Raw genomic sequence first — 22,527 nt, forward strand, 5'->3', positions numbered from 1 at the left:
CTTCCACGACCGGCCACAACATCGGAGGCAGCATGTCGGATCTCAAGGCCATGTACAGCACCGTCCGCAAGGACGCTTTTCCCGAAACCATGACCATTATTCTGGGCGAGGAGAAACTCGTCTATGAGAAGCGCGTCTGGACCCTGGATCAGGAAGAAAAAGGCCTGCGCTACGGCGAAAATCCCGATCAGCCCGCCGCGCTTTACGCTCTGAAGGAAGGCTCCCTGAGCTGCGGCGGCCTGAGCTGGCGCGGGCCGGGCAACGGCATCGTCTCCGCCCTCACCGAGGCCCAGATGATCCAGGCCGGCAAGCATCCCGGCAAGACCAACCTCACGGACGTGGACAACGCGGCCAATATTCTGCAATACCTTGCCGAACGCCCGGCCGCCGCGATTCTCAAGCACAATAATCCCTGCGGCGCGGCCTGGACCGACGAGGGCGTGGCCGTGGCCCTGGAGCGGGCGTTCTGGTGCGACCGCATCGCGGCCTTCGGCGGCGCGGTGGTGGTCAACCGGCCCTTTACCCGCGAGGCCGCCGAAATGGTGGCGGCCAATTATTTCGAAGTGGTGGCCGCGCCCGCCTTTGAAGACGGTGTGGTGGAGGTCCTCAAACGCCGCAAGAATCTGCGCATCATGGAACTGCCCGGTCTGGGACGTCTGGAAGAACTGACGCGTTCGGCCTTTCTGGACATCAAGAGTCTGGCCGACGGCGGCATCATCGTACAGAAATCTTTTGTGAACCGCATTCTTACGGACGCGGACTTTCTGCCCGCCACGGCCTCCACCAAGGACGGCCTTGAGGTGTCGGCGCGCGCGCCGGACAAGGCCGAACTGGCCGATCTGCGCTTCGCCTGGGCCGTGGAAGCGGGCGTGACCTCCAATTCCGTGATCTTTGCCCGCGACGGAGCCACCCTGGCCATCGGCACCGGCGAGCAGGACCGCGTGGGGTGCGTGGAGCTGGCCGTGCACAAGGCCTATACCAAGTATGCTGACACCCTGGCTTTCCGCGAGTTGGGGCTTTCGCTTTACGAGCTGAAGCAGAAGGCTGCCGCAGATCCGGCTCTGGCCGGCAAGCTGGCCGACATTGAGGCGCGCACGGCCGAGGCGCGCGGCGGACTGTCGGGTTCGCGCCTGGTTTCCGACGGCTTTTTCCCCTTCCGCGACGGCGTGGACGCCGCCGTGGCCCAGGGCGTGTCGGCCATTGCCCAGCCCGGCGGTTCGCTGCGCGACGCCGAGGTGATCATGGCCTGTAATGAGGCGCAGCCGCAGGTGGCGATGGTCTTTACGGGCCAGCGCTCCTTCAAACATTAAGGGGGCTCTCCAACAGCGCTTTTTGCTCCCTGGACTGCGTTCGAAGCCCATTACGGTCCAGGTCTGTACCGTAAGAGTACCATCCCTGGCCTGCAATGGGCTTCTGTCTTGCCAGGGAACAAAGTCCGTCTTTTGGGAGACGGCCCCCTTCCGGAGGCTTATGGGCGCTCTTTCCTCCACCGCGCCGGAGTTTTCCATCTCTCTGCCCCGGCTCTGCGTGTCCGCGCTGTCCGGCGGGGGCGGCAAGACGCTGCTCACCCTGGGGCTGGCGCGGGCCGCGTCCGCCGCCGGGGTGGCGGTCAAGCCCTTTAAAAAGGGGCCGGATTATATCGACGCGGCCTGGCTGGCTCTGGCCGCCGGGCGGCCGGCCACCAATCTGGATCCCTTTTTTCTGCCGCCCGCGCGGCTACGCGCGCTTTTTGTCCGCGCCATGGCCCCGCTGGCAGGCGGCGGGCGGGATGCGCTGGGGCTGGTGGAGGGCAACCGGGGCCTGTTCGACGGTCTGGACGTGGAGGGTTCCTGCTCCACGGCGGAGCTGGCCCGCGTTCTGGCGTGCCCCATTCTGCTCAGTCTGGACTGCACCAAGATGACCCGCACGGCGGCTGCGCTGGTTCAGGGCATGCTCAATTTCGAAGCGGGCCTCCGGTTTTGCGGCGTGGTGCTCAATCAGGTGGGGTCGGCCCGGCATGAAAGCGTGCTGCGCCACGCCCTCGAAACCTATACGGACCTGCCCGTGCTGGGCGCGCTGCCGCGCCTGGCGAAGAATCCCCTGCCCGAACGGCATATGGGCATAGCCTGCCACGGCGACGCTCTGGCCGAAGACGCGCAGCGCCGACTGGACGAACTGGCCGCTCTGGCGCGTGAGCACCTGGACCTCGCAGAGGTGTTGGCGGCGGCCCGGGCAGCGCCGCTTCTGGCGGACGCGGACCAGACCGGGGACGTGGAGGACAGTGCCGGAAGCGGGGTGGAAGTCCTCTCCGGACCCGTGGACCACGATCGTGCTCCGGTGGAGCTTCCGGCCCCGCGCATCGGTTATGTGCGCGACGCGGCGCTCTGGTTCTATTACCAGGAAAATCTCGAGGCTTTGTCTCACGCGGGCGCGGAACTGGTCCGCCTTTCCCTGCTGGACGGCGCGAACGGGGACGCCCCCAACCCCCTTGACCCCTGGCGGAATCTGGACGGCCTCTATCTGGGCGGCGGTTTTCCCGAAGACTGCGCGCCGGAGCTGAGCCGTTCGCCGCGTCTGCCTCTTCTGGCCCGCCTGGCCGAAAGAGGACTGCCCATCTATGCGGAATGCGGCGGTTTCATGCTGCTGGCCCAAGGCATTGAGCGTGAAGGCAGGCTCTGGCCCATGAGCAATGTTTTTCCGGTGACGGCCCGGTTCTGCGCCAGACCGCAAGGCCTGGGCTATGTGCAGGGCACGGTGCGGAGCGAGAATCCCTTTTTTCCGTCAGGCCTGGTTCTGCGCGGGCATGAATTTCACTATTCGCATTGCCGGTGGGAAAAGGACGCGCCCCTCTGTGCTCTGGAACTCACGCGGGGCAAGGGCATGGGCCATATAGACGGCGCGGCCCGTGACGGCTTGACGCGGGGCCGGGTCTGGGCCGCGTATACCCATATTTTCGCGCCCGCCGTGCCGTGCTGGGCGCCCAATTTTGTGGCCGTCGCCCGGAAGTTCCACCGGGAGCGGGACAGTATGGCCTGAGCGGCTAAAGCGAGGCGGTCATGCGCGTTTCCGTAATTATTCCGGCCTGGAATCTCTGGGAGATGACGGCGGCCTGTCTGCGCTCTCTGGCGGAGTGTTCCATCGGCGAGGATCTGGAAGTGCTGGTGGTGGACAACGGTTCCACGGACGCCACGACCCGTGAGCTTGAACCCTTGGGGCAACGTCTCTGGGGCGCGGATTTCCGGGCGTTGCGCCTGCCGGAAAATCTGGGGTTCGCCAAAGCCTGCAATCTGGGCGCGCGCGCCGCCGACGGCGATCTGCTCTTTTTTCTGAACAACGACACCACCTGCACGCCCGGCTGGCTGCCGCCGCTACGCGCGGCTTTCGAGGATGCGCGACTGGGCGCGGCCGGACCGTTGCTGCTCTATCCCGACGGTACGGCTCAGCACTGCGGCGTCACGTTTTCACCTTTCTGTAAAGTCAGCCATCTTTACGAGCACTTTCCCGGCAACCACCCTGTCTTGCGCAAGAAGCGTCCTTTGCAGGCCATTACCGGCGCGGCGCTGGTGATCCGGCGAGAGGTTTTTGCGGAGTGCGGGGGATTTTTCGAGGGCTACCAAAACGGCTTTGAGGATCTGGATCTCTGCTATGCGCTGACCGATCGTGGTTACAGTCTGACTGTCGCCGGGGAAAGCGTGCTGTACCACCACACCAGCCAGACGCCGGGCCGTTTTGAGTACGATCTGCAAAACAGCAGACTTTTTTATCAGCGCCGGGTGCAGAATATTCAGGCGGATATGCATTGCCTGGCCCGTCTGGACGGCTATGAAATGCGCATCGGTCCCACGCTTTCGTGCTGGCTGGCTCTGCCCGAAGCACAAGAGCGTGAGCTGGGCGCGGCCTTCAGCGGGACGGATTTTGATGCGGCGGCCTGCGCCGCGCAACTGGAGCGTGAACCGCTCTGGCGCGGGGGCTGGCTGTTGCTTATGGATCAACTGGAGGCTGAAGGGAAGCGGCGCGAAGCTTTGGCGGCCGGTGTGCGCGCCATGCATTTTTTTTCTCAGCCGGACGTGAGGAACCGCCTGCTGCGCTTGCTGCGCAAGGCAGGCCTGCACGAGCAGATGGCGCAATTCGCGCGCGGCATAGAGGAATATATGCAGGCTGCGCGGAAGGATGAGCCGTCACGGCGTGTTCTGGTCCAGAGGGCGCGGCGCAAGGCCTATGCCGACGGAGACACGTATCTGGCAGGACTGCTCGGCCACTGGCTGGAGCGTTACGGCAAGACGGACGCTGATGCCTAAGCGCGCCGCCGGAATAGCCCGGTGACGCGCTTAGGCCAGGGCTCAGAAACGTTTGAGCACCAATTCGTCCAGCGGCCGCTTGGGCACATGGTGTACGCCTTCCGCGTCGCGCCAGTAGCCGAAGGAACCGTCGGCGGGCATGGGAGCCAGCACGCGTTTTTCCTTGGCCACGCCAAGGCCGAGCACAAGGGCGATTTTCATGCCCTCGGGCACGCCCAGCAACTCCGGCGCGGCTTTGTGATCAAAGGCCTGGATGATGCAGCAGCCCCAGCCCCGGCTGGTGGCCGCCAACTGGATGGTCTGGCAGGCGATGCCCGTATCGTAGCAGAGCAGTTCCTTGCCGCTTTCGGGCATGAGCACGGCGATGAAGGCCGTGGGCCGCTCGCCGGGATGCGGGCCGCCCCAGTCTTTGAGCGCGCCGGCCCAGCGGGTCAGGCTGAACAGTTTTTGGCAGGTTTCGCCCGGCCCCACCAGAATGAAACGCAGTTCCTGGGCATTGCGAGCCGAAGGGGCCATGCGCGCGCAATCCGCCAGCCAGTCCAGATCGGCCATGCTCAGGGGCTTGTCCTCTTCAAAACGGCGGCAGGTGCGGGCCGCCTCCACCAGTTCTTTGAAGTTCATATGCTGTACTCCTTGGTTTTGGCGGCACGATGCGCCGCCTGACCTTATTCTACAGCGTTGCCAGCAGAAAGCACAACTGCCCCAGTTCGATGGCCGCGCCCAGAAAGTCGCCGGAAAGTCCGCCCTGGCGTCGCGCCGTGGCGGCCAGGCGGCGCGTGAGCCAGTATTGCGCTCCAAGCAGGACCAGTCCCTGCCAGAGACTGAGGCCCAGCGCCATTAAAAGACAGGTCAGCAGAAAGGCCGCCAGCCGGTAAATCCGGCGCACGGCCGGACCGGCCCCGGCGCAGGCCAGGCCGCCCAGAGAATCCGGGTCATGGGGCGGCGCGGACGCGGCCAGCCAGACCGCGCAGGCCCGGCCCCAGGCCGGGGCCAGGACGAGCGGCAGCCAGTGTCCGGCTGCCAGATGCCAAGTCAGCGCCAGCCATTGGCCACTGAAAATCAGCAGCAGGCTCAATGCGCCGAAGGCCCCCAGGCGGCTGTCACGCAGAATCTCCCAGAACCGCGCGCCGGTCGCGCCGCTGCCACAGGCGTCGCCCAGATCGGCCAGCCCGTCCCAGTGCAGGCCGCGCGTGCTCCACAGTTCCAGAGCCAGCCAGAGCCAGGCCGCCAGCGCGGCGGCAGGCCAGACTGCCCCGGAAAAAAGCATCGTGGCGGGTGATGCGGAAAGAAGAGTCAGAAACAGCCAGGCCGCCAACGTGTACAGGCTGCCCAGAACCAGGCCCGCGGGCGCGAACCACGGCACGCAGGCGGCCAGGGACCGCGCGTTGCAGGGCCGGGGCGGCGCAAGACGGCTCAGAAAAGCCAGAGCGTCCAGAAAACGGCCTCCGGCCCTGCTCAGTCGTGAGGCATATCCGCTCAATAACGGGCCTGGGTATGATTGAAGGCCAGCGCGTACAGATGGTGGAAGAAGTCCACATATTCCACATGCACGCGTTCCGGCACCTTGATCCGCGCGGGGGCGAAGTTGAGAATGGAGGTCAGGCCCGCGTCCATCAGGTGCTGGGCCGCGCGCTGGGCGCGTTCCGGCGGGGTGGTGATGATGCCGATCTCAATGCCGAGTTCGACCACCATGCTTTTGAGGTCCTTGGTGCAATGCACTTCCAGACCATGCACGATTTCACCGATCTTGAATGGGTCGCAGTCGAAGATGCCCACGATGTTGAAGCCACGCGCGCGGAATTCGCCGTGGTTCAGGATGGCCTTGCCCAGGTTGCCTACGCCGATCAGGGCCATGCGCCATTCGCGGTCCACGCCCAGCGCCGAAGTGATGGCCGCAATAAGCGATGTCACATGGTAGCCCACGCCACGGATGCCGAATTCCCCGAAGTAGGCCAGATCCTTGCGCACCTGAGAACCGTTGACGCCGCAGGCTTCGGCCAGGGGATTGGACGAAATGACTTCCACATCGTCGCGGGCGAAATTTTCAAGCACCTGCACATAGGTGGCAAGGCGCTGGATGGTGGCGCGGGGGATATGCTTGCTTTTGGGTTGCGTGACCATGGGCGGTGCCTTTATTGCTCGAAATGGATTCGTTAATGTTGACTTGTGAAATAAAGTATTACTCAGAATACTTGAAAACAGACCGCAGTGCAAGCGGGCTTTCCCGCAGGCCCGGCGGAGGCGCGCATCCTGTGCTTGTTTAGCCATTATGGCAAGACGCTAATTTTCTTAATAAGGTGAAAATCGAGACGGGTGGCTAGGGCGTTTCAATATTAAACGGCTCTGTGCTTCGTGGTAGTGTGCAATTTGCCGAAATAATGATTGATTAGCTAAAATTTATTAATTTCAGTGAAAAATTCTTTGAAAAGGCAGATTTTTTCAAAGGCAAACAACTTTGGGCGCAGAGCTGCGGGCGTGGTTTCTTTTCTAATGTCTGTCTGTCAGCCATTTATTTGATATAATACGAGGAGTAATTTTTTGGAGTACATGTCTTGGCTGGAGCGGAGGCGGGCATATAAGCCCGGATATGCTGGCTGGCTATATAAAATAAAAATGTTCCACGGCAATAAAAAAGGGAGGCCGAAGCCTCCCTTTTGCTGCGGTCGAATGCGGACTACGCGTAAGGATTGGCGTAGAGCAGGATGAAGCTGATGACCAGGGCGTAAATGGCCAGAGATTCGATGAAGGCGAAGGCCAGAATCATGGTGCCGGTGATCTTGCCGCTGACGTCAGGGTTACGGGCGACGCCTTCGCAGGCGCCCTTGAGGCCCAGGCCCATGCCGATGCCGCAGCCGAAAGCGGCGATGCCGATGCCCAGAGCGGCGGCCAGGCAGGTATAGCCCAGAGCGGCAGAGTCAAGCTGATTGGCGGCAAAAGCCATGCTGGCCAAGCCCAGCAGCGCCACGGTGTTCAGGGCGATCATCAGAAATTTACGCATGAGAGCACTCCTTCCACTGGTTTATTGTTGGGTCGCGTGCGACCATTCCCCCAAGATGCGAGCAGTTTTATGCCGTTTTCCGGGCCGCGTGCTCGGGCGGCTGCTGCGGCGCTCCACCCGCGGCCCCTTTTCCGGGCCGCGGGAGAGCGGTAATGCGTGTTTCTAGTGTTCAGGGCCTTCCAGAGCGCCCTTGATGTAGAACATGGTCAGCATGAAGAAGACGAAGGCCTGCATGGTCTTGCCCAGAAGGAAGAGGGCATAGATGGGCAGGGTGCCCAGCAGGGGGGCCATGACGAAGAAGAGAACCATGACGATTTCCTCGCCCCGGATGTTGCCGAAAAGACGGAGGGAGAGAGAAACCGGCCGGGAGAGATGCGAAACCACTTCCAGCGGGAACATCAGCGGAATGAGAAACTTGGACGGCCCGGTGAACTGATGAATGTAATGGCTTTTCCAGCGCATCAGGCCCACGGCGTTGTAGTAGACCAGGACGAAGAGCGCCATGCAGACCGTGGTGTTCAGATTGGCTGTGGGCGCGTCGAAACCGGGGATCAGGCCCATGAGGTTCATGCCGAAAATATAGATGAACATACCGGCCAGGAGGGGGACGTACTTGCGTCCCACTTCGCCCATGGTCGAACAGACGAAACGCTCAATGGTATCAATCAGCGCCTCGAAGAAATTCTGCAGTCCTCCCGGCACAAGGGTCAGCCGCCGGCGCATGATGAAGGCCACCGTGAAAAGGATGGCCATACAGACCCAGGAATAAAAGACGTGTTTGAATTCGATCACCTGCCCGCCCAGGGTGATCTCGTCCATGCCCATAAATGTGGAGAGCAATACCGGATGCGGCAAACCACCTGCCATGAGCCAGCCTCCTGTGTGAAACAAGCTGAACCGTGTTTTCCAAGACCGCGCGGCGCGAATGCCCGCAGCCTTTTCCCCAATAATATCGCCCCGTTTGACGTGCCGCCAAGGGCGGCGCTCAACCCCGGCCGGATGCGTCCCGGCCTTCGCGCGAAACCACGGCAAAGGTGAGCAGGGCTGTGACCGCCCCGGCGGTCAGGCCGCCCAGGATGGCCGTCACCGGCGCTTTCCAGACTACCAGCGCCAGGTAGAGCAACCCGGCCAGAAGTAGCAGTCTGCCGCCCCAGCGCAACAGCACAACGCGTAGAAAAGCCGTGCTGTACTCGCCCAGACCCGCGCGCAGAAAAAAGCGCGCCAGACTCCAGAACGTCAGGGCCATGATGCCCAGCCCCACGCCGAACCAGAAAAACCAGGGCGTCGCGGCGAAGGCGATGCCGCCGCCCAGCAGAAACAGGGCCGTCAGCAGCAGTTCGTTCCGCACCAGCGGCCGGATAACCGGGTGGCTGATGCCCCGCCGCCAGAGCCAGGCGTCAAGGCTGTGCGTCATGGTTCTCAGCGCCTGCACGGCCATCCGTCTCTCCGCTTTGTTGCGTTTCCGCCGTCCGCCGCGCCGTGGAAGCCTCATCCGTGGGCGGCGTATCGGGCGGCGGGACAAGCCCCTTGCGGCGGGCGTCTTCGGCCGCAATTTTTTTCAAAAGATGCTGCGTGTCGCGGTAGACGTTCAAAAAACCGGCGGCAATGCCCAGCAACAGAAAGCACAATTTGCACCAGGGGCCTGTGCCCAGCCAGTAATCCAGGCCGTACCCGATGGCGAAACCCACCAGCGGCCCGCTGACCAGATGCAGACCGATGACCCCGGTGGTGGCCAGGGCTTCCATGCCGCTCTGCTGTTGTTTGAGAATGTCTTTGAATGACACGGGCCGCCTCCGCGAATGTCAGCGGCGCGTACATTCCGCACGCTGTAAAACCCCTAACGCTGTGTAAATTATCACAGCCTCGGCGGCGCGTCAACGGCTTTGCGCCGAAACATTCGGCATCTGCGCATATTTCCGCCGCGCGTTCAGCCCCGAAGCCGCCAGAGACTGAGGCATTCCAGGTGCGGAGTATGCGGAAAAAGATCCACGCCCGTCAGACGCGCCGGCTCATAATGCGTCTGGAGCGCCTGGGCGTCCCGCGCCAGCGTGGCCGGGTTGCAGGATATATAGAGGATGCGCCGGGGGCGCAGCTTGAGCAGGCTGTCCAGAACTCTGGGCGCCAGTCCGGCGCGCGGAGGATCGGCCAGCACCGTATCCCAGGCGGCGGACCGGTCGCGCCGCAGACGCTCCAGCAGAACCGCCGCGTCACCCGCTTCATAACGGCAGTGCGTCAGACCGGCCTGTTCCGCATTGCGCCGGGCCAGCGCCACGGCGCGCCTGTCGTATTCCAGGCCCATCAGGCGTTCGAAGGCGGGGGCCGGCAACTGGCCCGGCGCGCCCACGCCGCAGTACAGATCCAGCAGGGATGAACCTTTTTCCACGCCTCCGGCGTTCAGCATTTCCGTAGCCAGACGGGCCAGACTTTGCGCGGCCCCGGTATTGACCTGAAAGAAGGACGCCGCGTCCAGGCCGAACAGGCGGCTGCCCAAGGGCAGATGCAGCAGAGCGGCTTCAGCCTCTTCCCGCCCCCGTTCGTTCAGGCAGAGCACACGGCGCTCCCCGGCCGCCAAGGGGTCGGGGCTTTGCCGCTCTTCATGGATGAAGGCGGCCAGGTCCGGGAAGCGTTGCAGCAGACGTTCGCCTAGGGCGCGCGCCGCCGTCCGGCCCGCCGCGCCGCCGGGACTGGTGACGCACAGGACCCACCAGCGGGGCGCGGGGTCGTCGCCTTTCTGCCCGTGCCGCAAGATCAGAAAGCGCCAGAAGCCGTGTGCCCCGGCGGCGTCAATGCCCTTGCTCCGTCCCGCGTTGCGTCGGGAAGCGGGCGCGACATACGGCGGCAGGCCGCTTGTTTCCGCCATGCTCCGGGCCGCCTCCAGAATGTCCCGCGCTCCGGCGGGCGGCAGAACGCAGTCCGGCACGGGCACGACCTCCGCGCCGCCGCGGCGGCGCAGGCCCAGAACCAGGCCGCCGTCCGCGCCCGGGCCGAAGGCGAATTCCATTTTATTGCGGAAGGCCGTGTGGTCCGGCGAAGGGCGCGGGGCTTCCCACACGCTGTTGAGCAGAGTACGGTCCAGACGCCCGATGCGGCTCAGGGCTTCCAGAGCCAGGTTTTCCTTCCAGCGCAACTGCGCCGGGTAGGGTATGATTTGCAGGGGGCAGCCGCCGCAGACGGATTGATGCGGGCAGAGCGGCGGCACGGCATCCGCTGCCGGGCGCAGCACGTCCAGCAGGTCGGCTTCCAGCAGGCGGGTCTTGCGGCGGACAACCCGCGCCCGGACGATCTGCCCCGGCAGCGCGCCGGTCACAAAGACCGCCGCGCCGCGCCCGTCGTTCCCGTCCGTCGTCACGCGGGCGATGCCGCGCCCGTCGTGGGCCAGACTGTCCACGGTCACAGTGAGAATTTCGCTCATGCCGGACAGGATAGCAGCGCCGGGGAGGTTTTGCCAAGGCCGGTCCGGACAGGCACGGGCGGAATTTGTCTGAAATGATTGCGGACGAGGCCTTGACATTTTTCGTCTGATCGGGCAAATATACCTTTCTCTTTTTGGAGGTTGATCATGTACGCGATTATCGAGACCGGCGGAAAACAGTACCGCGTCGAAGAAGGTTCCAAGATTGTTGTGGAAAAACTCGCGGCCCAGACCGGCAGCGACGTTACTCTGGATAAGGTGCTGATGGTCGGCGGCGCGGACTGCAAAGTCGGCGCTCCCTATCTTGCCGGCGCCGCCGTGACGGCGGAAGTGGTGGAACAGGGGCGCGGCCCCAAAGTCATGGTCTTCAAGCGCCGTCGTCGCAAGGATTCCAAGACCTTGCGCGGGCACCGTCAGGACTGCACCACCATTCGCGTCAAAAGCATCAACAGCTAGGCTGGCTTTTCGGAGCGAGCGTCCGTTTTTTTCGGTCCCCGCCCGGCGGCGATCAGTGATCGCGTCCCGGGCCGGAATCCGAGGGGGAGCGGGCCGCGCGTTTTGATGGCTCAGCGCTCAGGAGGCTATCATGGCTCATAAGAAAGCAGGCGGTTCTTCGCGCAACGGCCGCGACAGCGCGGGTCAGCGCCGCGGCGTCAAGCGTTTCGGCGGTCAGCGTGTGCTGGCCGGCAACATCCTCGTGCGTCAGCTGGGCACTGTTGTGTACCCCGGCAACAACGTGGGCATGGGCAGGGACTTCACCCTCTTCGCCAAGGTGGAGGGCGTGGTGCGCTTTGAAAAATATGTCCGCAAACGTCGCGTGTTGACGCGCGTGCATGTGGAAGCGGCCGCTCAATAACTTCGCGGCCGCGTGGAATTTGTTTGGGGAAGGAGCCGCACTCGGGCGCGGTTCCTTCCCTTTTTGCATTTTTACGGACATACTGACGCCGCTTGCCGTTGAACGGCCGGCGGCCACGATTTATATACAAGCCGGAGCCGCGATGCGCCGGTGGATCAGAGGCACACTATGCGATTTGTGGATGAAGCGAAAATACAGGTCCGGGCGGGCAAGGGCGGCCACGGCTGCCTGTCCTTCCGGCGCGAGAAGTTTGTGCCGCGCGGCGGCCCGGACGGCGGCAACGGCGGCGACGGTGGCTCCGTGTATCTGCGGGCCGACAGCCGCCTGCTTTCTCTGTACGACTTCCGCCTGAAGCGGCTTTACGAGGCCCGCAACGGCCAGCCCGGCCAGGGCAGCCAGTGCGACGGCAAAAAGGGCGAGGACCTGGTGCTGGGCCTGCCGGTGGGCACCCTGGTTTTTGCCGAGGGGCCGGAAGGCGAACGCCTGCTGGCCGACCTCAGCGAACCGGACAGCCTTGTGCTGGCGGCGCGCGGCGGGCGCGGCGGCAAGGGCAACGAGCATTTCAAATCCTCCACCATGCGCGCGCCGCGTTTCGCCCAACCCGGCGAACCCGGCGAGGAGCTGACCCTGCGGCTGGAGCTGAAAATCCTGGCCGATGCCGGGCTTATCGGCCTGCCCAACGCGGGCAAGTCCACGCTCATTTCGCGGATCTCGGCGGCCCGGCCCAAGATCGCGGCCTATCCCTTCACCACGCTCACGCCCAATCTGGGCGTGATGATCGATGAAGTGGACCCGGACAAGCGCATGGTCATTGCCGACATTCCCGGACTCATTGAAGGAGCGCACGCCGGGCAGGGGCTGGGGCACCGTTTCCTGAAGCATGTGGAGCGCACCCGCTTTCTGGTGCATATGCTGAGCATCGAGGATGTGGACGACGCGGACCCCTGGGCCGGATTCGAGCTGGTCAATGAGGAATTGCGGCGTTTTGATCCGGTATTGGCTGAACGGGGACAGGTTGAGGTGATCAACAAGATTGATCTGGCGGATGCGGAGCGCCTGGAGGCCCTGAAAGCCCGTGCCGAGGCCGACGAGCGGAGGATTTTCTTCATTTCCGCCCGGGAGGCGCAGGGCTTGGAACCGCTGATTGCCGAGCTCTGGCGGCTGCGTGATGAACTGGCCCGGCATGAGCCGCTGCTGCGCCACCAACTGGAAGAGACGGAAGAGGACGAGGAATTTCCGGATATTGAGGTGATCTACACGCGCGAGTGAGGAAGACGGGCCGGAAGCGGCGCGCGTTTCAAAATGCGTATGCTCTGTATCCGGAGTATTTCAAAGTTGAAATGCTCTGACGCCGCATCTTGTGCGGCGCGTCGCGAAGCGGCGTGGATTCAGCCGAAAACCGCGCTTTTCGGCTGAATGAACCTTTGAAAAAGCATTGCGTTTCAAAGGGAATCTGCTCAAGTGCGGTTGCAGTGGAGGCGGCGATGGAAAGGCCGGAGGACTGGCGGCGGGAGCGGGCGCGGGTGCTGGCGCAGGCCCGTGTGGTGGTGATCAAGGTGGGCAGCGCCGTGCTGACCGACGCGCAAGGGCTCAACGCCGCTGTGCTGGACAGTCTGGCCGGGCAGCTGGCCCGGCTGGCCGCGCCGGGAACGGGCCTGCCCGACGGGCGGCGTCTGGTGCTGGTCTCCTCCGGCGCGGTGGCCGCCGGACGCACAGCCCTGGCCGCGCGCGGCCGGCAGGTGGAAACCACGGGCCTGGCGGCCCGGCAGGCGGCGGCGGCCGTGGGTCAGGGCCGCCTCATGCAGGCCTGGGATACGGCTTTTCACGTTCATGGCATGCCCACGGCGCAGGTGTTGCTGACCCGCGACGACCTGCGTTCGCGCCAGCGTTTTCTCAACGCCCGTAATACCTTCGCGGAATTGTTGCAGTGGCGCGTGCTGCCCATTGTCAATGAAAACGACACGGTGTCGGTCAGCGAACTCAAATTCGGCGACAACGACTGCCTGGCCAGCCTGCTGGTCAATCTCACGGGCGCGGATCTCTTCGTCAACCTGACGTCCTCGCCCGGCGTGCTGGCCGCCGATCCCCAGCGGGAACCCGACGCGCCGGTCATGGAGCACATTGACGACGTGGCGGCCCTGGATCTCGGCCAGCTTTGCGGCGGCAAAACGTCGGTGGGTACAGGCGGCATGTATTCCAAACTGCTGGCCGCGCGGCGCGCCGCCCAGATCGGCGTGCCCACCCTGATTCTGCCCGGCCGCGCGCCCGACGTGCTAAGCCGTGCCTTCGCGGCGGGCGCGGACTCCGGCGCGACGCCGATTCCCGGAACCTGGGTGCGCCCGGCCGGGCATGCCATACCGCGCCGCAAATTCTGGCTGGCCTATCAGTCGGAACCGGCGGGCGGGGTGACTGTGGACGCGGGCGCGGCGCAGGCGCTGCTGCGCAAAGGCGGCAGCCTGCTGCCCGGCGGCGTGCGCCAGGTGGAGGGCGCGTTCCAGAAAGGGGCGCTGGTGCGCGTGCTGCACGAGGGCCGGAGCCTGGGGGTGGGGCTTTCCAACTACAGTGCGGCGGACCTCAAAAAAATTATGGGCCTCAAACGTCACGAAGTGGCAGCCATTCTGGGCGACGCCCACTATCCCGAAGTCATCCACAGGGACAATCTGCTGCTGGACGCGGCGGTATAGCCGCGTGACGGCTGTTTTTCGGGAGGAGCTATGGCGGCAGCGGCACAGGGGAAACGCGATCTTTTCGCTTCCAGGCTCGGGGTTCTGGCGGCCACGCTGGGTTCGGCCGTGGGCCTGGGCAATATCTGGAAGGTGCCCGCCCTCACCGGGCAGCACGGCGGCGCATCCTTTCTGCTGATTTACGTGCTCTCTACCTTGGTTGTGGCCCTGCCCCTGATGATTGTGGAGATGATCATGGGGCGGCGCACCCGCGCCAACGCCTATAAAACCTTCGTCATGCTGACTCCGCCCCGACCCGGTCTGTCTGGAATGTCCGGGGCGTCCGCGCGGATCTGGCGGATCACGGGCGGCCTGTCCGTGCTGGCCGCCGCCCTTATTCTGGCTTTTTACAGCGACGTGGCGGGCTGGGTCTTCGCCTATGTGCCCAAGGCCGTGAGCGGCGGCGTGGCCACCACCGACCCGCAAGCGGCGGCCCGCATTTTCGGGGATCTGCTGGCAAACCCGTGGGAAAGCCTGCTCTGGCAGTGGCTGGTGCTGGGCTGCATCGCGGCCGTGATCATGCGCGGAGCCTCGGCGGGCATTGAGCGCGTCACGCGGGTGTTGATCCCCCTGCTGTTTCTGCTGCTGGTGGCGGTCTGTATCCGCAGCCTCACGCTACCCAACGCTCAGGCGGGCCTGCGCTTTCTCTTCATGCCCGACTTCGCGCGCATTGACGGCGACGTGGTGCTGATGGCCATGGGCCTGTCCTTTTTCAAAATGTCCATCGGCTTTGGCTGCATGATCACCTACGGCAGCTATTTCCAGGCCGACACCCACGTACCCGCCCTGGCCCTGCGGGTGATGGTCTGCGATCTGCTGGTCTCCCTGCTGGCGGGTGTGGCCGTGTTTCCGGCGGTGTTCAGCTTCGGCTTTGAACCCACGGCGGGCACCAGCCTGCTTTTTCTGACCATTCCGGCGGTGTTCGCCTCCATGCCCGGCGGGCAGTTCTTCACCGCGCTTTTTTTCGTGCTCTCGGCCGTGGCCGCCACCGGAGCCATGCTCTGCCTGCTGGAAATTCCCGTGGCCTGGCTGCTGGAAACCTGCAAACTGCCCCGTCCCAGAGCCACCCTGCTGGTGACCCTGGGCGTGGCCGCGCTGGGCGTTCCGCCCACACTCTCCACGGGAATCTGGTCGTCGTGGACGGTTTTCGGCCTCTCCTTTTTCGACGCTTACGACTTCGCCACCTCCAATCTGCTTTTGCCGGTCTGCGGCCTGCTGACCAGCCTGTTCGCGGGCTATGTCTGGCCGGAACGGGAATTCGTCGCCGCCCTGACCAACAGCGGCAATCTGCCCCTGCAGGGACTGGCGCGGCTGCTGCGCCGGGCCTGCCGCACGCTGACGCCCCTGCTGATCGTCATCATCCTGCTGCACGGGCTGAAGGTTTTCTGAGGGGGGGCCGGTCCTGTCCGCTACGGATTTTTCCTTTACAAAGGCCCGCCGCGCGCCTAACATTTTTGGCCATGAAGTTGTGTAAAGCCCATGCCTCGCGCCGTCCCGGGCTGCTGTCCGAGTCCGCGCCGATGCGGCCCGGCCGCGCGCCGATCTGTTCCCCGTTGGTTCCAGCGGGGCTTTTTTTTAACTTTCAGTCCCCACGCCCATGAATACCGACAACCGCTATCACTGGCAGCACAAGGACCTGCTGGACGTGACCCAGTTGAGCGGCGAAGACGTCCGCCATCTGCTGGATCTGGCCGCCAGCTTTCAGGAAATCAACCGCCGCCCGGTCAAGAAGGTGCCCACGCTCAAGGGCAAGACCGTGGTGCTTTTTTTTGTGGAAAACAGCACCCGCACCAAAACCTCCTTTGACGTGGCGGGCAAGCGCCTTTCCGCCGACACCTATTCCCTGGCCAAGTCCGGTTCCAGCCTGAACAAGGGCGAAAGCCTCAAGGACACGGCCCTGACCCTGCAGGCCATGGGGCCGGACGTCATCGTCATCCGGCATTCCAGCAGCGGCGCGGCGGCCTTCATGGCTGACCTGCTGCCCTGCGGCATCGTCAACGGCGGCGACGGCTGGCACGCCCATCCCACCCAGGCTCTGCTGGACTGCTTCAGCCTGCGCCAGGCCTGGGGGGACAGCTTTGCGGGCCGCAGCCTGCTGATTCTGGGCGACATCGCCCACAGCCGGGTGGCCCGCTCCAACGTGCATCTGCTGCACCTGCTGGGGGTCAAGGTCCGGCTTTGCGCGCCGCGCACCCTGCTGCCCGCCGGGGTGGAAAACTGGCCGGTGGAGGTCTTTTCCGACCTCGGGCGGGCCGTGCGCGATGTGGACGCGGTCATGTGCCTGCGTCTGCAACTGGAGCGCCAGCAGGCCGGCCTGTTGCCCGATCTGGCGGAGTATTCGCGCCGCTTCTGCCTGGGCGCGGCCCATCTGGAGCTGGCCCGGCCCGAGGCCAAGGTGCTGCATCCCGGCCCCATGAACCGGGGGCTTGAGATTTCCAATGAGATTGCCGACGCGCCCGCCAGTCTGGTGCTTGATCAGGTGGCTGCGGGCGTCGCCACGCGCATGGCCGTGCTCTATCTGCTGGCCACGCGCAATGACGGAGGAAACGCATGACGCTCTGCATTACAAACGCCCGTCATCTGGAAGCCCCGGTGGATCTGCTGGTGGACGGGGACAAGATAGTGACCATGACCCCGGCGGGCCGCCACGCCGCGCCCGAAGGCTGTGAGCAGTTCGACGCCAGAGGGCTGGTGCTGATGCCCAGCTTCATCGACGCGCACGTGCATCTGCGCGAGCCGGGCTTCGAATACAAGGAAGACATTGCCTCGGGCCTGGCCGCGGCGGCCCACGGCGGCTTCGGCGCGGTCATGTGCATGGCCAACACCAGGCCGGTCAACGACGCGGCGTCCGTGACCCGCTTCATGCTGGAACGCGCCCGTCTGAGCCATCCGCACGGCCCGCGCCTGCACCCCATCGCGGCGGCCAGCGTGGGCCTCAAGGGCGAGGAAATGGCCCCTCTGGCGGAACTGAAGGAGGCGGGCTGCGTGGCTGTGTCCAACGACGGCCGCCCGCTGGAGAATGCCGAACTGCTGCGCCGGATCATGGAATACGCGGCGGACCTGGACCTGACCTTTATCGACCACTGCGAGGACCCCTGCCTGGCCCGTGGCTGGCTGATGAACGAGGGGGCCGTGAGTGGCCTGCTGGGCGTCAAGGGTCAGCCCGACGTGGGCGAGGCCGTGCAGGCCGCGCGTGATATCATGCTGGCCGAATATCTGCACCTGCCCGTGCACATCGCGCATGTCTCGGGCAAACTCACCGTGGACGTCATTGCCTGGGGCAAGGCACGCGGGGTCAGGGTCAGCGCCGAAACCTGCCCGCACTACCTGCTTCTGGACGAGAGCGCGCTGGAGGGCTACAACACCGCCGCCAAAGTCAGCCCGCCGCTGCGGCGTCCCGAGGACCGCGAGGCCCTGCGCCGGGCCGTCAAGGACGGAACCATCGATATTCTGGTCACGGACCACGCCCCGCACGCGGCCCATGAAAAGGAAGGCACTCTGGACGAAGCCCCCTGCGGTTTCACCGGCCTGGACCTGGCTGTGAGCCTGACCTGGGGTCTGGTGCGCGAGGGCGTTCTGGCCGAAGCCGACCTGCAGCGCCTCTGGTGCCGTGGCCCGGCGGAAATCTTCCGTCTGTCCTGGAACGGCTTCGCGCCCGGCGACCCGGCGGATTTCTTTCTTCTGGATCCGGACGAGGTCTGGACCCCCGGCCCCGAGACCATGCACTCCAAAAGCCGCAATACTCCCTTTCTGGGACAGAGCCTGCGCGGACGCGTCAAACACCACTGGCTCGGCGGCAGAATGCTGTTCTGAACCCGGCGCGACGCCGGATGAAATATAAAGAGGTTTTCCATGCCTGAATCCATGCTTGCCATTTTGAAAGACAAAAGCCTGTTCCGCCGGCAGTGCCTGATCAACGGCCAATGGTGCGACGCGGACGACAAAAGCGTGCTGGCCGTGACCAATCCGGCCAATGAGAAACAGCTGGGCACGGTGCCCAAATGCGGCGCGGCCGAAACCCGGCGGGCCATTGAAGCGGCCTCGGCCGCCTTTCCGGCCTGGCGCGCGCTCACGCCCTTGCAGCGCGGCGCGTACCTGCGGGACTGGGAACAGGCCATCCGGGACAATCTGGAGGATCTGGCCAAGATTCTGACCCTGGAGGAAGGCAAGCCCCTGGCCGAGGCCAAGGGCGAAATTCTGCAGGGCGCGTCCTATTTCCCCTGGTTCGCCGAAGAATGCCGCCGCGTCTGCGGCGACGTGACGCCTTCGTTTAGGCCGGGCACGCAGGGCCTTACCCGGCATGAGCCCGTGGGCGTGGCGGCGGCCATCACCCCCTGGAATTTCCCCTTCTCCATGCTGCCGCGCAAGACCGCGCCCGCCCTGGCCGCGGGTTGCACCATCGTGATAAAACCGGCGGGCCGCACGCCGTACAGCGCTTTGGCGCTGGCCGAGCTGGGCGTGCGCGTGGGCATTCCCGCCGGGGTCATCAATGTGCTGACCGGCACGGCGTCGGAGATCGGCGGCGAAATCGCGGCCAATCCCGCAGTGCGCAAGGTCAGCTTCACCGGCTCCACCGAGGTGGGCAAACAACTGGCCGCCGACTGCGCGCCCACCCTCAAGCGCATGTCCCTGGAACTGGGCGGTAATGCGCCCTTCCTGGTCTTTGACGACGCGGACCTCAAGGCGGCCCTTGATCTGGCTATGGCCTGCAAATTCCGCAATGCCGGGCAGACCTGCATCTGCGCCAACCGTTTTCTGGTCCAGGAGGGCATCCATGAGCGTTTCGTGGAAGGGCTGACCGCGCGGATCAAGGCCCTGCGCGTGGGCGACGGCCTTGACCCGGCCACGGACATGGGGCCGCTGATCAACGCCCGCGCCGTGGAGCGGGTGGACGGTCTGGTCCGCGACGCCGAAACCAGGGGAGCGCGTCTGCTGGCGGGCGGGCACCGTCACGCGCTGGGCGGCAATTTTTACGAACCCACCCTGATTGCCGGCCTGAAGCGGGACATGCAGATCTTTCAGGGCGAAATCTTCGGACCCGTGGCCGCCGTCATGCCTTTTGCTTCGGAAGAGGAAGCCGTGGCCCTGGCCAACGATACCAGCTACGGTCTGGCCTCTTACGTCTGCACCCGCGATCTGGCCCGCACTTGGCGTCTGTTCGGGGCGCTGCAATACGGCATGGTGGGCGTCAACGACGCCACCCTGGCTTCGGCCGAGACGCCCTTCGGCGGCGTGAAATACAGCGGTCTGGGACGCGAAGGCAGCAGCGAGGGTTTGCTGGAGTACATGGAGACGCATTATCTGCTGTTGGGCGGCTTGGCGTAGGCGGGCGGCGTTATGTTGATCCGTCAGCCCATAGCCGCCGGGCGTTTTTACCCCGCCGCGCCCGAGGCTCTGGAGCGGGAGGCGCGCGCGTATCTTGAGGGCGGGGCCGCCCTGGCTGAACGGGGCGGGGCAGCCTCTCCCTGGGGCCTGATGCTGCCCCACGCGGGTTATGTCTATTGCGGACGGGTACTGGGAGCGACTCTGGCGGGCGTGGACCTGCCGCGCACCCTGGTTCTCCTTTGTCCCAACCACACGGGGCAGGGGCAGGCCTTGGGCGTCTGGCCCGAGGGCGCGTGGCTCACGCCCCTGGCACCGCTGACCGTGGATGCGGATCTGGCCGCCGCCCTCATCGAAACGAATGCAGGCAGCGGCGGCTTTGTCGCGGACACCCGGTCCCATCTGGGAGAGCATGCCATTGAGGTGATTCTGCCCTTCCTGCAGGTAGCGTCGGGCGCGGAGCGGCCCTTGCGCATCGTGCCGGTCTGCGTGGGCACGCAGCAGGCGGCGGCCCTGAGCGCCGCCGGGCGGGCCTTGGCCGCCGCGCTGGCGGAGTGCCGCGCGCGTGGGGAATCGGCGGGCGTCATTGTCAGTTCGGACATGAACCACTATGAAGACGAGCGCCGCACTGTGGAAAAGGATGCCTTGGCCCTGGAACGGGCTCTGGCCTGCGACCCCGAAGGCCTGCTGGCCACGGTGGCGCGTGAGCGCATCAGCATGTGCGGGGCCGGACCGCTGGCTCTGGCCCTGTTTGCCGCCCGTTTGCTGGGCCAACCCAGGGCGGAATTCATCGCTCACGACACTTCGGCCTCTGCCTCGGGCGACGCGTCGCATACCGTGGGCTACGCCGGTTTGCGCCTCTTTCTGGCCTGATGCATGAACCCGTTTTACAACGCGGAAAGCCACCTGATGTCAGGCGGCTTTCCGCGTGTATGGGACAGGATCTCTGCTGAAGCGAGTTAGCCTGCGTGGGCCCGCGCATTCTGCGCGGACTGGCGGCTCTGGCGAGAGGCGCGCTGCTTGTCGGATTTGCGGTTTTTGTGTTTTTTGCTTCTGACCTCTTTGCTCTGGCGGGCGTGTTTGCCCTGTTTACGCATTTCAGGCTTGGCCTGGGCATACTGGCGGCCCGCTTCGTGGGCGGTTTTGCGCAGATCCAGACGATAGTTTTCCAGAGGCATCAGCGGCAGGGCGGCGGCTACGGATACGGCCTGATTGTCGCGAACCTGGAAGCCCGCATCCAGCAGGCGGCAGGCCTCGCTGCCGCGCACGCGCACGTCGGGCGCGCCCAGAATTACGGCCAGCAGGCGTTTTTCCCCACGGCTGGCCGTGAAGATCAGGTTATAGCCCGAGGCGTTGACCCAGCCCGTTTTCAGGCCGTCCGCGCCGGGATACTGGCCGAGCAGGGGGTTTTTGTTCCAGGTGACCCGGCCCTGATGGTTGAGTACATGGGTGTTATGGAATTTGAGCGCCCAAGGGTAGGTTTTCAGATAGGCCCGGGCCAGGGTGAGCATGTCGCGGGCCGTGGTGTACTGGTCCCGGGCGGGCAGGCCGTGCGGATTGCAAAACCGGCTGTCGCGCATGCCCAGCATGCGGGCCTTGACGTTCATCATGTTCACAAAGGCCGGGGCCGAGCCGCCCACAAATTCGGCCACGGCCATGCTGGCGTCGTTGCCGGAAGACACGGCCATGCCCATGAGCAGCTCTTCCAGGGGCACCCGTTCGTTGTTTCTGAGCCCCATGCGTGAACCGCCGGTGCGCGCCGCGGCGCGGCTGACGTCCACCGGGCTGTCAAAGGCGGCGTGCCCGGCGCTGATGTAATCCAGAGCCAGAAACATGGAGAGCACCTTGGTCAGCGAAGCCGGGGGAATGCGCTCGTCGGCGTTTTGCTCGAAGAGGATGGCGTCGTTGTCCAGATCATACAGAATGGCCGAGCAGACGCCTACAAAACCGTGGGGCGGCACGGCCGGAGCCGCGACGGCGCGGCCTGTTCCGAGCGGCGCGGCGGCCAGGCAGAGCAGAAAAACGAAGGACAGCAGGCGGGCCGTGGCCCGGAACGGCAGGGGACGGGAACTGCGTGACATGGCGAACCTGTGGTTTCCTCCCGGCGGGATGGGGAGCTGCGGAATTGTTAGACAATGTTTAGATATGCCGTGTCGCCGCCGGGTGCAAGAAAATTTCGCGTTACAGGGAAATTTGACAGACCGGGCCGGGCGTGCTGTTTTGCCGGGAACGCCGCGCGGCGGAGACGGGGCGATATTCCCGCCGTCGGCTGGCATCGCCCCGGCCGCCGCACGGCAAGCACGCCTCGCGCGCCGGTAAAGGAGGCTCCATGCCCACTGTATTTTCCCATCCCGCGCCCGTGCTGGCCCTGGCGGCGGCCCTGGGCCCTCGCGTCGTTCCCCCGCGCCTGCTGCTTTTCGGCGTGTTCTGTGCCGTTCTTCCAGATCTGGATGTGATCGGCTTCAAGCTGGGCATCCGTTACGCGGACCTGCTGGGGCACAGGGGCTTTTCCCACTCTCTGCTCTTTGCGCTGCTCCTGGGACTGCTTGGCGCGGCGCTGGCCCCTTGGCTGCGCTGCTCCCGCCCGGCGGCCTGCGGTGTGGCCCTGGCGGGCGCGGCCAGCCACATTCTGCTGGATGCCATGACCAACGGCGGGCTGGGCGTGGCCGCGCTCTGGCCCTTCGACACGGACCGGTATTTTCTGGACTGGCGGCCCATCCGGGTCTCGCCTCTCAATCTGCACGTTTTTTTCGGCAGGAAGGGACTGGAGGTGTTGATTTCGGAGTGGCGCTGGGTCTGGCTGCCCTGCTTGGCGGCGGGCGCGACGGGCTGGTTGCTGCGCCGCGCTCTGAGCAAAGTTCGGAGGAAGCTCCACCCGTGAGGCTTGCTGTCCCCGGACCCGCCGGGTGCCGGATTCCGGTTTTGCGCCGCGCAAAGCG

At 64.9% G+C, this 22,527-nt stretch carries 22 protein-coding genes; 13 read left to right on the forward strand and 9 right to left on the reverse strand.

What is annotated here, in order from left to right; translation table 11 throughout:
• Positions 1 to 32: 32 nt before the first annotated feature.
• From FYJ44_RS02870 to FYJ44_RS02880, 3 genes are all read left to right on the forward strand, one after another.
• Positions 33 to 1,310, forward strand: a complete 1,278-nt coding sequence (locus FYJ44_RS02870; RefSeq protein WP_154508980.1) for an IMP cyclohydrolase — start codon at positions 33 to 35, stop codon at positions 1,308 to 1,310.
• Between the two features lie 160 nt (positions 1,311 to 1,470).
• Positions 1,471 to 3,015: a cobyrinic acid a,c-diamide synthase CobB gene (locus FYJ44_RS02875; protein ID WP_154508982.1), complete on the forward strand. Its 1,545-nt coding sequence runs from the start codon at positions 1,471 to 1,473 to the stop codon at positions 3,013 to 3,015.
• A 20-nt stretch (positions 3,016 to 3,035) separates the two neighbouring features.
• Entirely contained in the window at positions 3,036 to 4,277 is a 1,242-nt protein-coding gene (locus FYJ44_RS02880) for a glycosyltransferase family 2 protein (protein WP_154508984.1), read from the forward strand.
• 42 nt (positions 4,278 to 4,319) lie between these two features.
• Here FYJ44_RS02880 and FYJ44_RS02885 read toward each other — a convergent pair whose 3' ends face one another.
• The 8 genes from FYJ44_RS02885 to FYJ44_RS02920 all read right to left on the reverse strand — a co-directional run bounded on the left by FYJ44_RS02885 (position 4,320) and on the right by FYJ44_RS02920 (position 10,687).
• Positions 4,320 to 4,898: a nitroreductase family protein gene (locus tag FYJ44_RS02885; RefSeq protein ID WP_154508986.1), complete on the reverse strand. Its 579-nt coding sequence runs from the start codon at positions 4,896 to 4,898 to the stop codon at positions 4,320 to 4,322.
• Between the two features lie 49 nt (positions 4,899 to 4,947).
• Positions 4,948 to 5,757, reverse strand: a complete 810-nt coding sequence (locus FYJ44_RS02890) for an adenosylcobinamide-GDP ribazoletransferase (protein ID WP_229772466.1) — start codon at positions 5,755 to 5,757, stop codon at positions 4,948 to 4,950.
• Positions 5,754 to 6,398, reverse strand: coding sequence for a redox-sensing transcriptional repressor Rex (locus FYJ44_RS02895; RefSeq protein WP_154508988.1), 645 nt, complete (start codon positions 6,396 to 6,398; stop codon positions 5,754 to 5,756). Before FYJ44_RS02895 ends, FYJ44_RS02890 begins: the two co-directional genes overlap by 4 nt.
• Positions 6,399 to 6,951: 553 nt before the next feature.
• Positions 6,952 to 7,275 carry an ATP synthase F0 subunit C gene (gene atpE, locus FYJ44_RS02900; RefSeq protein ID WP_008682519.1) on the reverse strand — a complete coding sequence of 108 codons (324 nt, stop codon included), beginning with the start codon at positions 7,273 to 7,275 and terminating at the stop codon, positions 6,952 to 6,954.
• Positions 7,276 to 7,437: 162 nt separating this feature from the next.
• Complete coding sequence (atpB, locus tag FYJ44_RS02905; RefSeq protein ID WP_154508990.1) at positions 7,438 to 8,142, reverse strand: F0F1 ATP synthase subunit A; 705 nt, start codon at positions 8,140 to 8,142, stop codon at positions 7,438 to 7,440.
• Between the two features lie 118 nt (positions 8,143 to 8,260).
• Positions 8,261 to 8,689: a hypothetical protein gene (locus FYJ44_RS02910; protein WP_229772467.1), complete on the reverse strand. Its 429-nt coding sequence runs from the start codon at positions 8,687 to 8,689 to the stop codon at positions 8,261 to 8,263.
• On the reverse strand, positions 8,673 to 9,059 hold the full coding sequence (locus FYJ44_RS02915; protein WP_288229771.1) for an AtpZ/AtpI family protein: 387 nt from the start codon (positions 9,057 to 9,059) through the stop codon (positions 8,673 to 8,675). The genes FYJ44_RS02910 and FYJ44_RS02915 overlap by 17 nt, the downstream gene beginning before the upstream one ends.
• A gap of 143 nt (positions 9,060 to 9,202) precedes the next feature.
• Positions 9,203 to 10,687, reverse strand: coding sequence for a class I SAM-dependent RNA methyltransferase (locus FYJ44_RS02920; protein ID WP_195840934.1), 1,485 nt, complete (start codon positions 10,685 to 10,687; stop codon positions 9,203 to 9,205).
• Positions 10,688 to 10,834: 147 nt separating this feature from the next.
• Here FYJ44_RS02920 and rplU point away from each other — a divergent pair, with 147 nt between their 5' ends.
• The 9 genes from rplU (at position 10,835) to amrB (ending at position 20,461) form a co-directional block, all read left to right on the forward strand.
• On the forward strand, positions 10,835 to 11,143 hold the full coding sequence (gene rplU, locus FYJ44_RS02925) for a 50S ribosomal protein L21 (protein WP_154508996.1): 309 nt from the start codon (positions 10,835 to 10,837) through the stop codon (positions 11,141 to 11,143).
• 130 nt (positions 11,144 to 11,273) lie between these two features.
• Entirely contained in the window at positions 11,274 to 11,543 is a 270-nt protein-coding gene (rpmA, locus tag FYJ44_RS02930; RefSeq protein WP_154508998.1) for a 50S ribosomal protein L27, read from the forward strand.
• 168 nt (positions 11,544 to 11,711) lie between these two features.
• A complete protein-coding gene (gene obgE, locus FYJ44_RS02935; protein ID WP_154509000.1) occupies positions 11,712 to 12,812 on the forward strand; it encodes a GTPase ObgE in 1,101 nt (366 codons plus the stop codon).
• Positions 12,813 to 13,027: 215 nt separating this feature from the next.
• A complete protein-coding gene (proB, locus tag FYJ44_RS02940) occupies positions 13,028 to 14,227 on the forward strand; it encodes a glutamate 5-kinase (protein ID WP_154509002.1) in 1,200 nt (399 codons plus the stop codon).
• Positions 14,228 to 14,257: 30 nt separating this feature from the next.
• On the forward strand, positions 14,258 to 15,655 hold the full coding sequence (locus FYJ44_RS02945; protein WP_154509004.1) for a sodium-dependent transporter: 1,398 nt from the start codon (positions 14,258 to 14,260) through the stop codon (positions 15,653 to 15,655).
• Positions 15,656 to 15,863: 208 nt separating this feature from the next.
• Positions 15,864 to 16,820: an aspartate carbamoyltransferase catalytic subunit gene (locus FYJ44_RS02950; protein WP_154509006.1), complete on the forward strand. Its 957-nt coding sequence runs from the start codon at positions 15,864 to 15,866 to the stop codon at positions 16,818 to 16,820.
• The gene (locus FYJ44_RS02955; RefSeq protein ID WP_154509008.1) at positions 16,817 to 18,079 is read left to right on the forward strand and encodes a dihydroorotase; all 1,263 of its coding nucleotides are present in this window, start codon (positions 16,817 to 16,819) and stop codon (positions 18,077 to 18,079) included. The genes FYJ44_RS02950 and FYJ44_RS02955 overlap by 4 nt, the downstream gene beginning before the upstream one ends.
• A gap of 39 nt (positions 18,080 to 18,118) precedes the next feature.
• On the forward strand, positions 18,119 to 19,591 hold the full coding sequence (locus tag FYJ44_RS02960; protein ID WP_154509010.1) for an NAD-dependent succinate-semialdehyde dehydrogenase: 1,473 nt from the start codon (positions 18,119 to 18,121) through the stop codon (positions 19,589 to 19,591).
• A gap of 12 nt (positions 19,592 to 19,603) precedes the next feature.
• Positions 19,604 to 20,461: an AmmeMemoRadiSam system protein B gene (gene amrB / locus FYJ44_RS02965; RefSeq protein WP_154509012.1), complete on the forward strand. Its 858-nt coding sequence runs from the start codon at positions 19,604 to 19,606 to the stop codon at positions 20,459 to 20,461.
• Between the two features lie 86 nt (positions 20,462 to 20,547).
• On the opposite strand, the gene FYJ44_RS02970 is transcribed toward amrB, so the two are convergent.
• A complete protein-coding gene (locus tag FYJ44_RS02970; RefSeq protein WP_154509014.1) occupies positions 20,548 to 21,669 on the reverse strand; it encodes a D-alanyl-D-alanine carboxypeptidase family protein in 1,122 nt (373 codons plus the stop codon).
• 248 nt (positions 21,670 to 21,917) lie between these two features.
• Here FYJ44_RS02970 and FYJ44_RS02975 point away from each other — a divergent pair, with 248 nt between their 5' ends.
• The gene (locus tag FYJ44_RS02975) at positions 21,918 to 22,469 is read left to right on the forward strand and encodes a metal-dependent hydrolase (RefSeq protein WP_154509016.1); all 552 of its coding nucleotides are present in this window, start codon (positions 21,918 to 21,920) and stop codon (positions 22,467 to 22,469) included.
• Positions 22,470 to 22,527: the final 58 nt, after the last annotated feature.

Origin of the sequence: Desulfovibrio porci (genome assembly GCF_009696265.1) — a bacterium.
GTDB lineage: Bacteria > Desulfobacterota > Desulfovibrionia > Desulfovibrionales > Desulfovibrionaceae > Desulfovibrio > Desulfovibrio porci.

Bases quoted from the DNA above. Each gene is read 5' to 3' on its own strand.
- FYJ44_RS02945 (WP_154509004.1), top strand. From the start codon at position 14,258: ATGGCGGCAGCGGCACAGGGGAAACGCGATCTTTTCGCTTCCAGGCTC.
- FYJ44_RS02885 (WP_154508986.1), bottom strand. From the start codon at position 4,898: ATGAACTTCAAAGAACTGGTGGAGGCGGCCCGCACCTGCCGCCGTTTT.
- FYJ44_RS02920 (WP_195840934.1), bottom strand. From the start codon at position 10,687: ATGAGCGAAATTCTCACTGTGACCGTGGACAGTCTGGCCCACGACGGG.
- FYJ44_RS02955 (WP_154509008.1), top strand. From the start codon at position 16,817: ATGACGCTCTGCATTACAAACGCCCGTCATCTGGAAGCCCCGGTGGAT.
- obgE (WP_154509000.1), top strand. From the start codon at position 11,712: ATGCGATTTGTGGATGAAGCGAAAATACAGGTCCGGGCGGGCAAGGGC.
- FYJ44_RS02870 (WP_154508980.1), top strand. From the start codon at position 33: ATGTCGGATCTCAAGGCCATGTACAGCACCGTCCGCAAGGACGCTTTT.
- proB (WP_154509002.1), top strand. From the start codon at position 13,028: ATGGAAAGGCCGGAGGACTGGCGGCGGGAGCGGGCGCGGGTGCTGGCG.
- FYJ44_RS02970 (WP_154509014.1), bottom strand. From the start codon at position 21,669: ATGTCACGCAGTTCCCGTCCCCTGCCGTTCCGGGCCACGGCCCGCCTG.
- FYJ44_RS02950 (WP_154509006.1), top strand. From the start codon at position 15,864: ATGAATACCGACAACCGCTATCACTGGCAGCACAAGGACCTGCTGGAC.
- FYJ44_RS02875 (WP_154508982.1), top strand. From the start codon at position 1,471: ATGGGCGCTCTTTCCTCCACCGCGCCGGAGTTTTCCATCTCTCTGCCC.
- rpmA (WP_154508998.1), top strand. From the start codon at position 11,274: ATGGCTCATAAGAAAGCAGGCGGTTCTTCGCGCAACGGCCGCGACAGC.
- FYJ44_RS02910 (WP_229772467.1), bottom strand. From the start codon at position 8,689: ATGACGCACAGCCTTGACGCCTGGCTCTGGCGGCGGGGCATCAGCCAC.
- FYJ44_RS02895 (WP_154508988.1), bottom strand. From the start codon at position 6,398: ATGGTCACGCAACCCAAAAGCAAGCATATCCCCCGCGCCACCATCCAG.
- FYJ44_RS02975 (WP_154509016.1), top strand. From the start codon at position 21,918: ATGCCCACTGTATTTTCCCATCCCGCGCCCGTGCTGGCCCTGGCGGCG.
- FYJ44_RS02960 (WP_154509010.1), top strand. From the start codon at position 18,119: ATGCCTGAATCCATGCTTGCCATTTTGAAAGACAAAAGCCTGTTCCGC.
- FYJ44_RS02880 (WP_154508984.1), top strand. From the start codon at position 3,036: ATGCGCGTTTCCGTAATTATTCCGGCCTGGAATCTCTGGGAGATGACG.
- atpB (WP_154508990.1), bottom strand. From the start codon at position 8,142: ATGGCAGGTGGTTTGCCGCATCCGGTATTGCTCTCCACATTTATGGGC.
- amrB (WP_154509012.1), top strand. From the start codon at position 19,604: ATGTTGATCCGTCAGCCCATAGCCGCCGGGCGTTTTTACCCCGCCGCG.
- atpE (WP_008682519.1), bottom strand. From the start codon at position 7,275: ATGCGTAAATTTCTGATGATCGCCCTGAACACCGTGGCGCTGCTGGGC.
- rplU (WP_154508996.1), top strand. From the start codon at position 10,835: ATGTACGCGATTATCGAGACCGGCGGAAAACAGTACCGCGTCGAAGAA.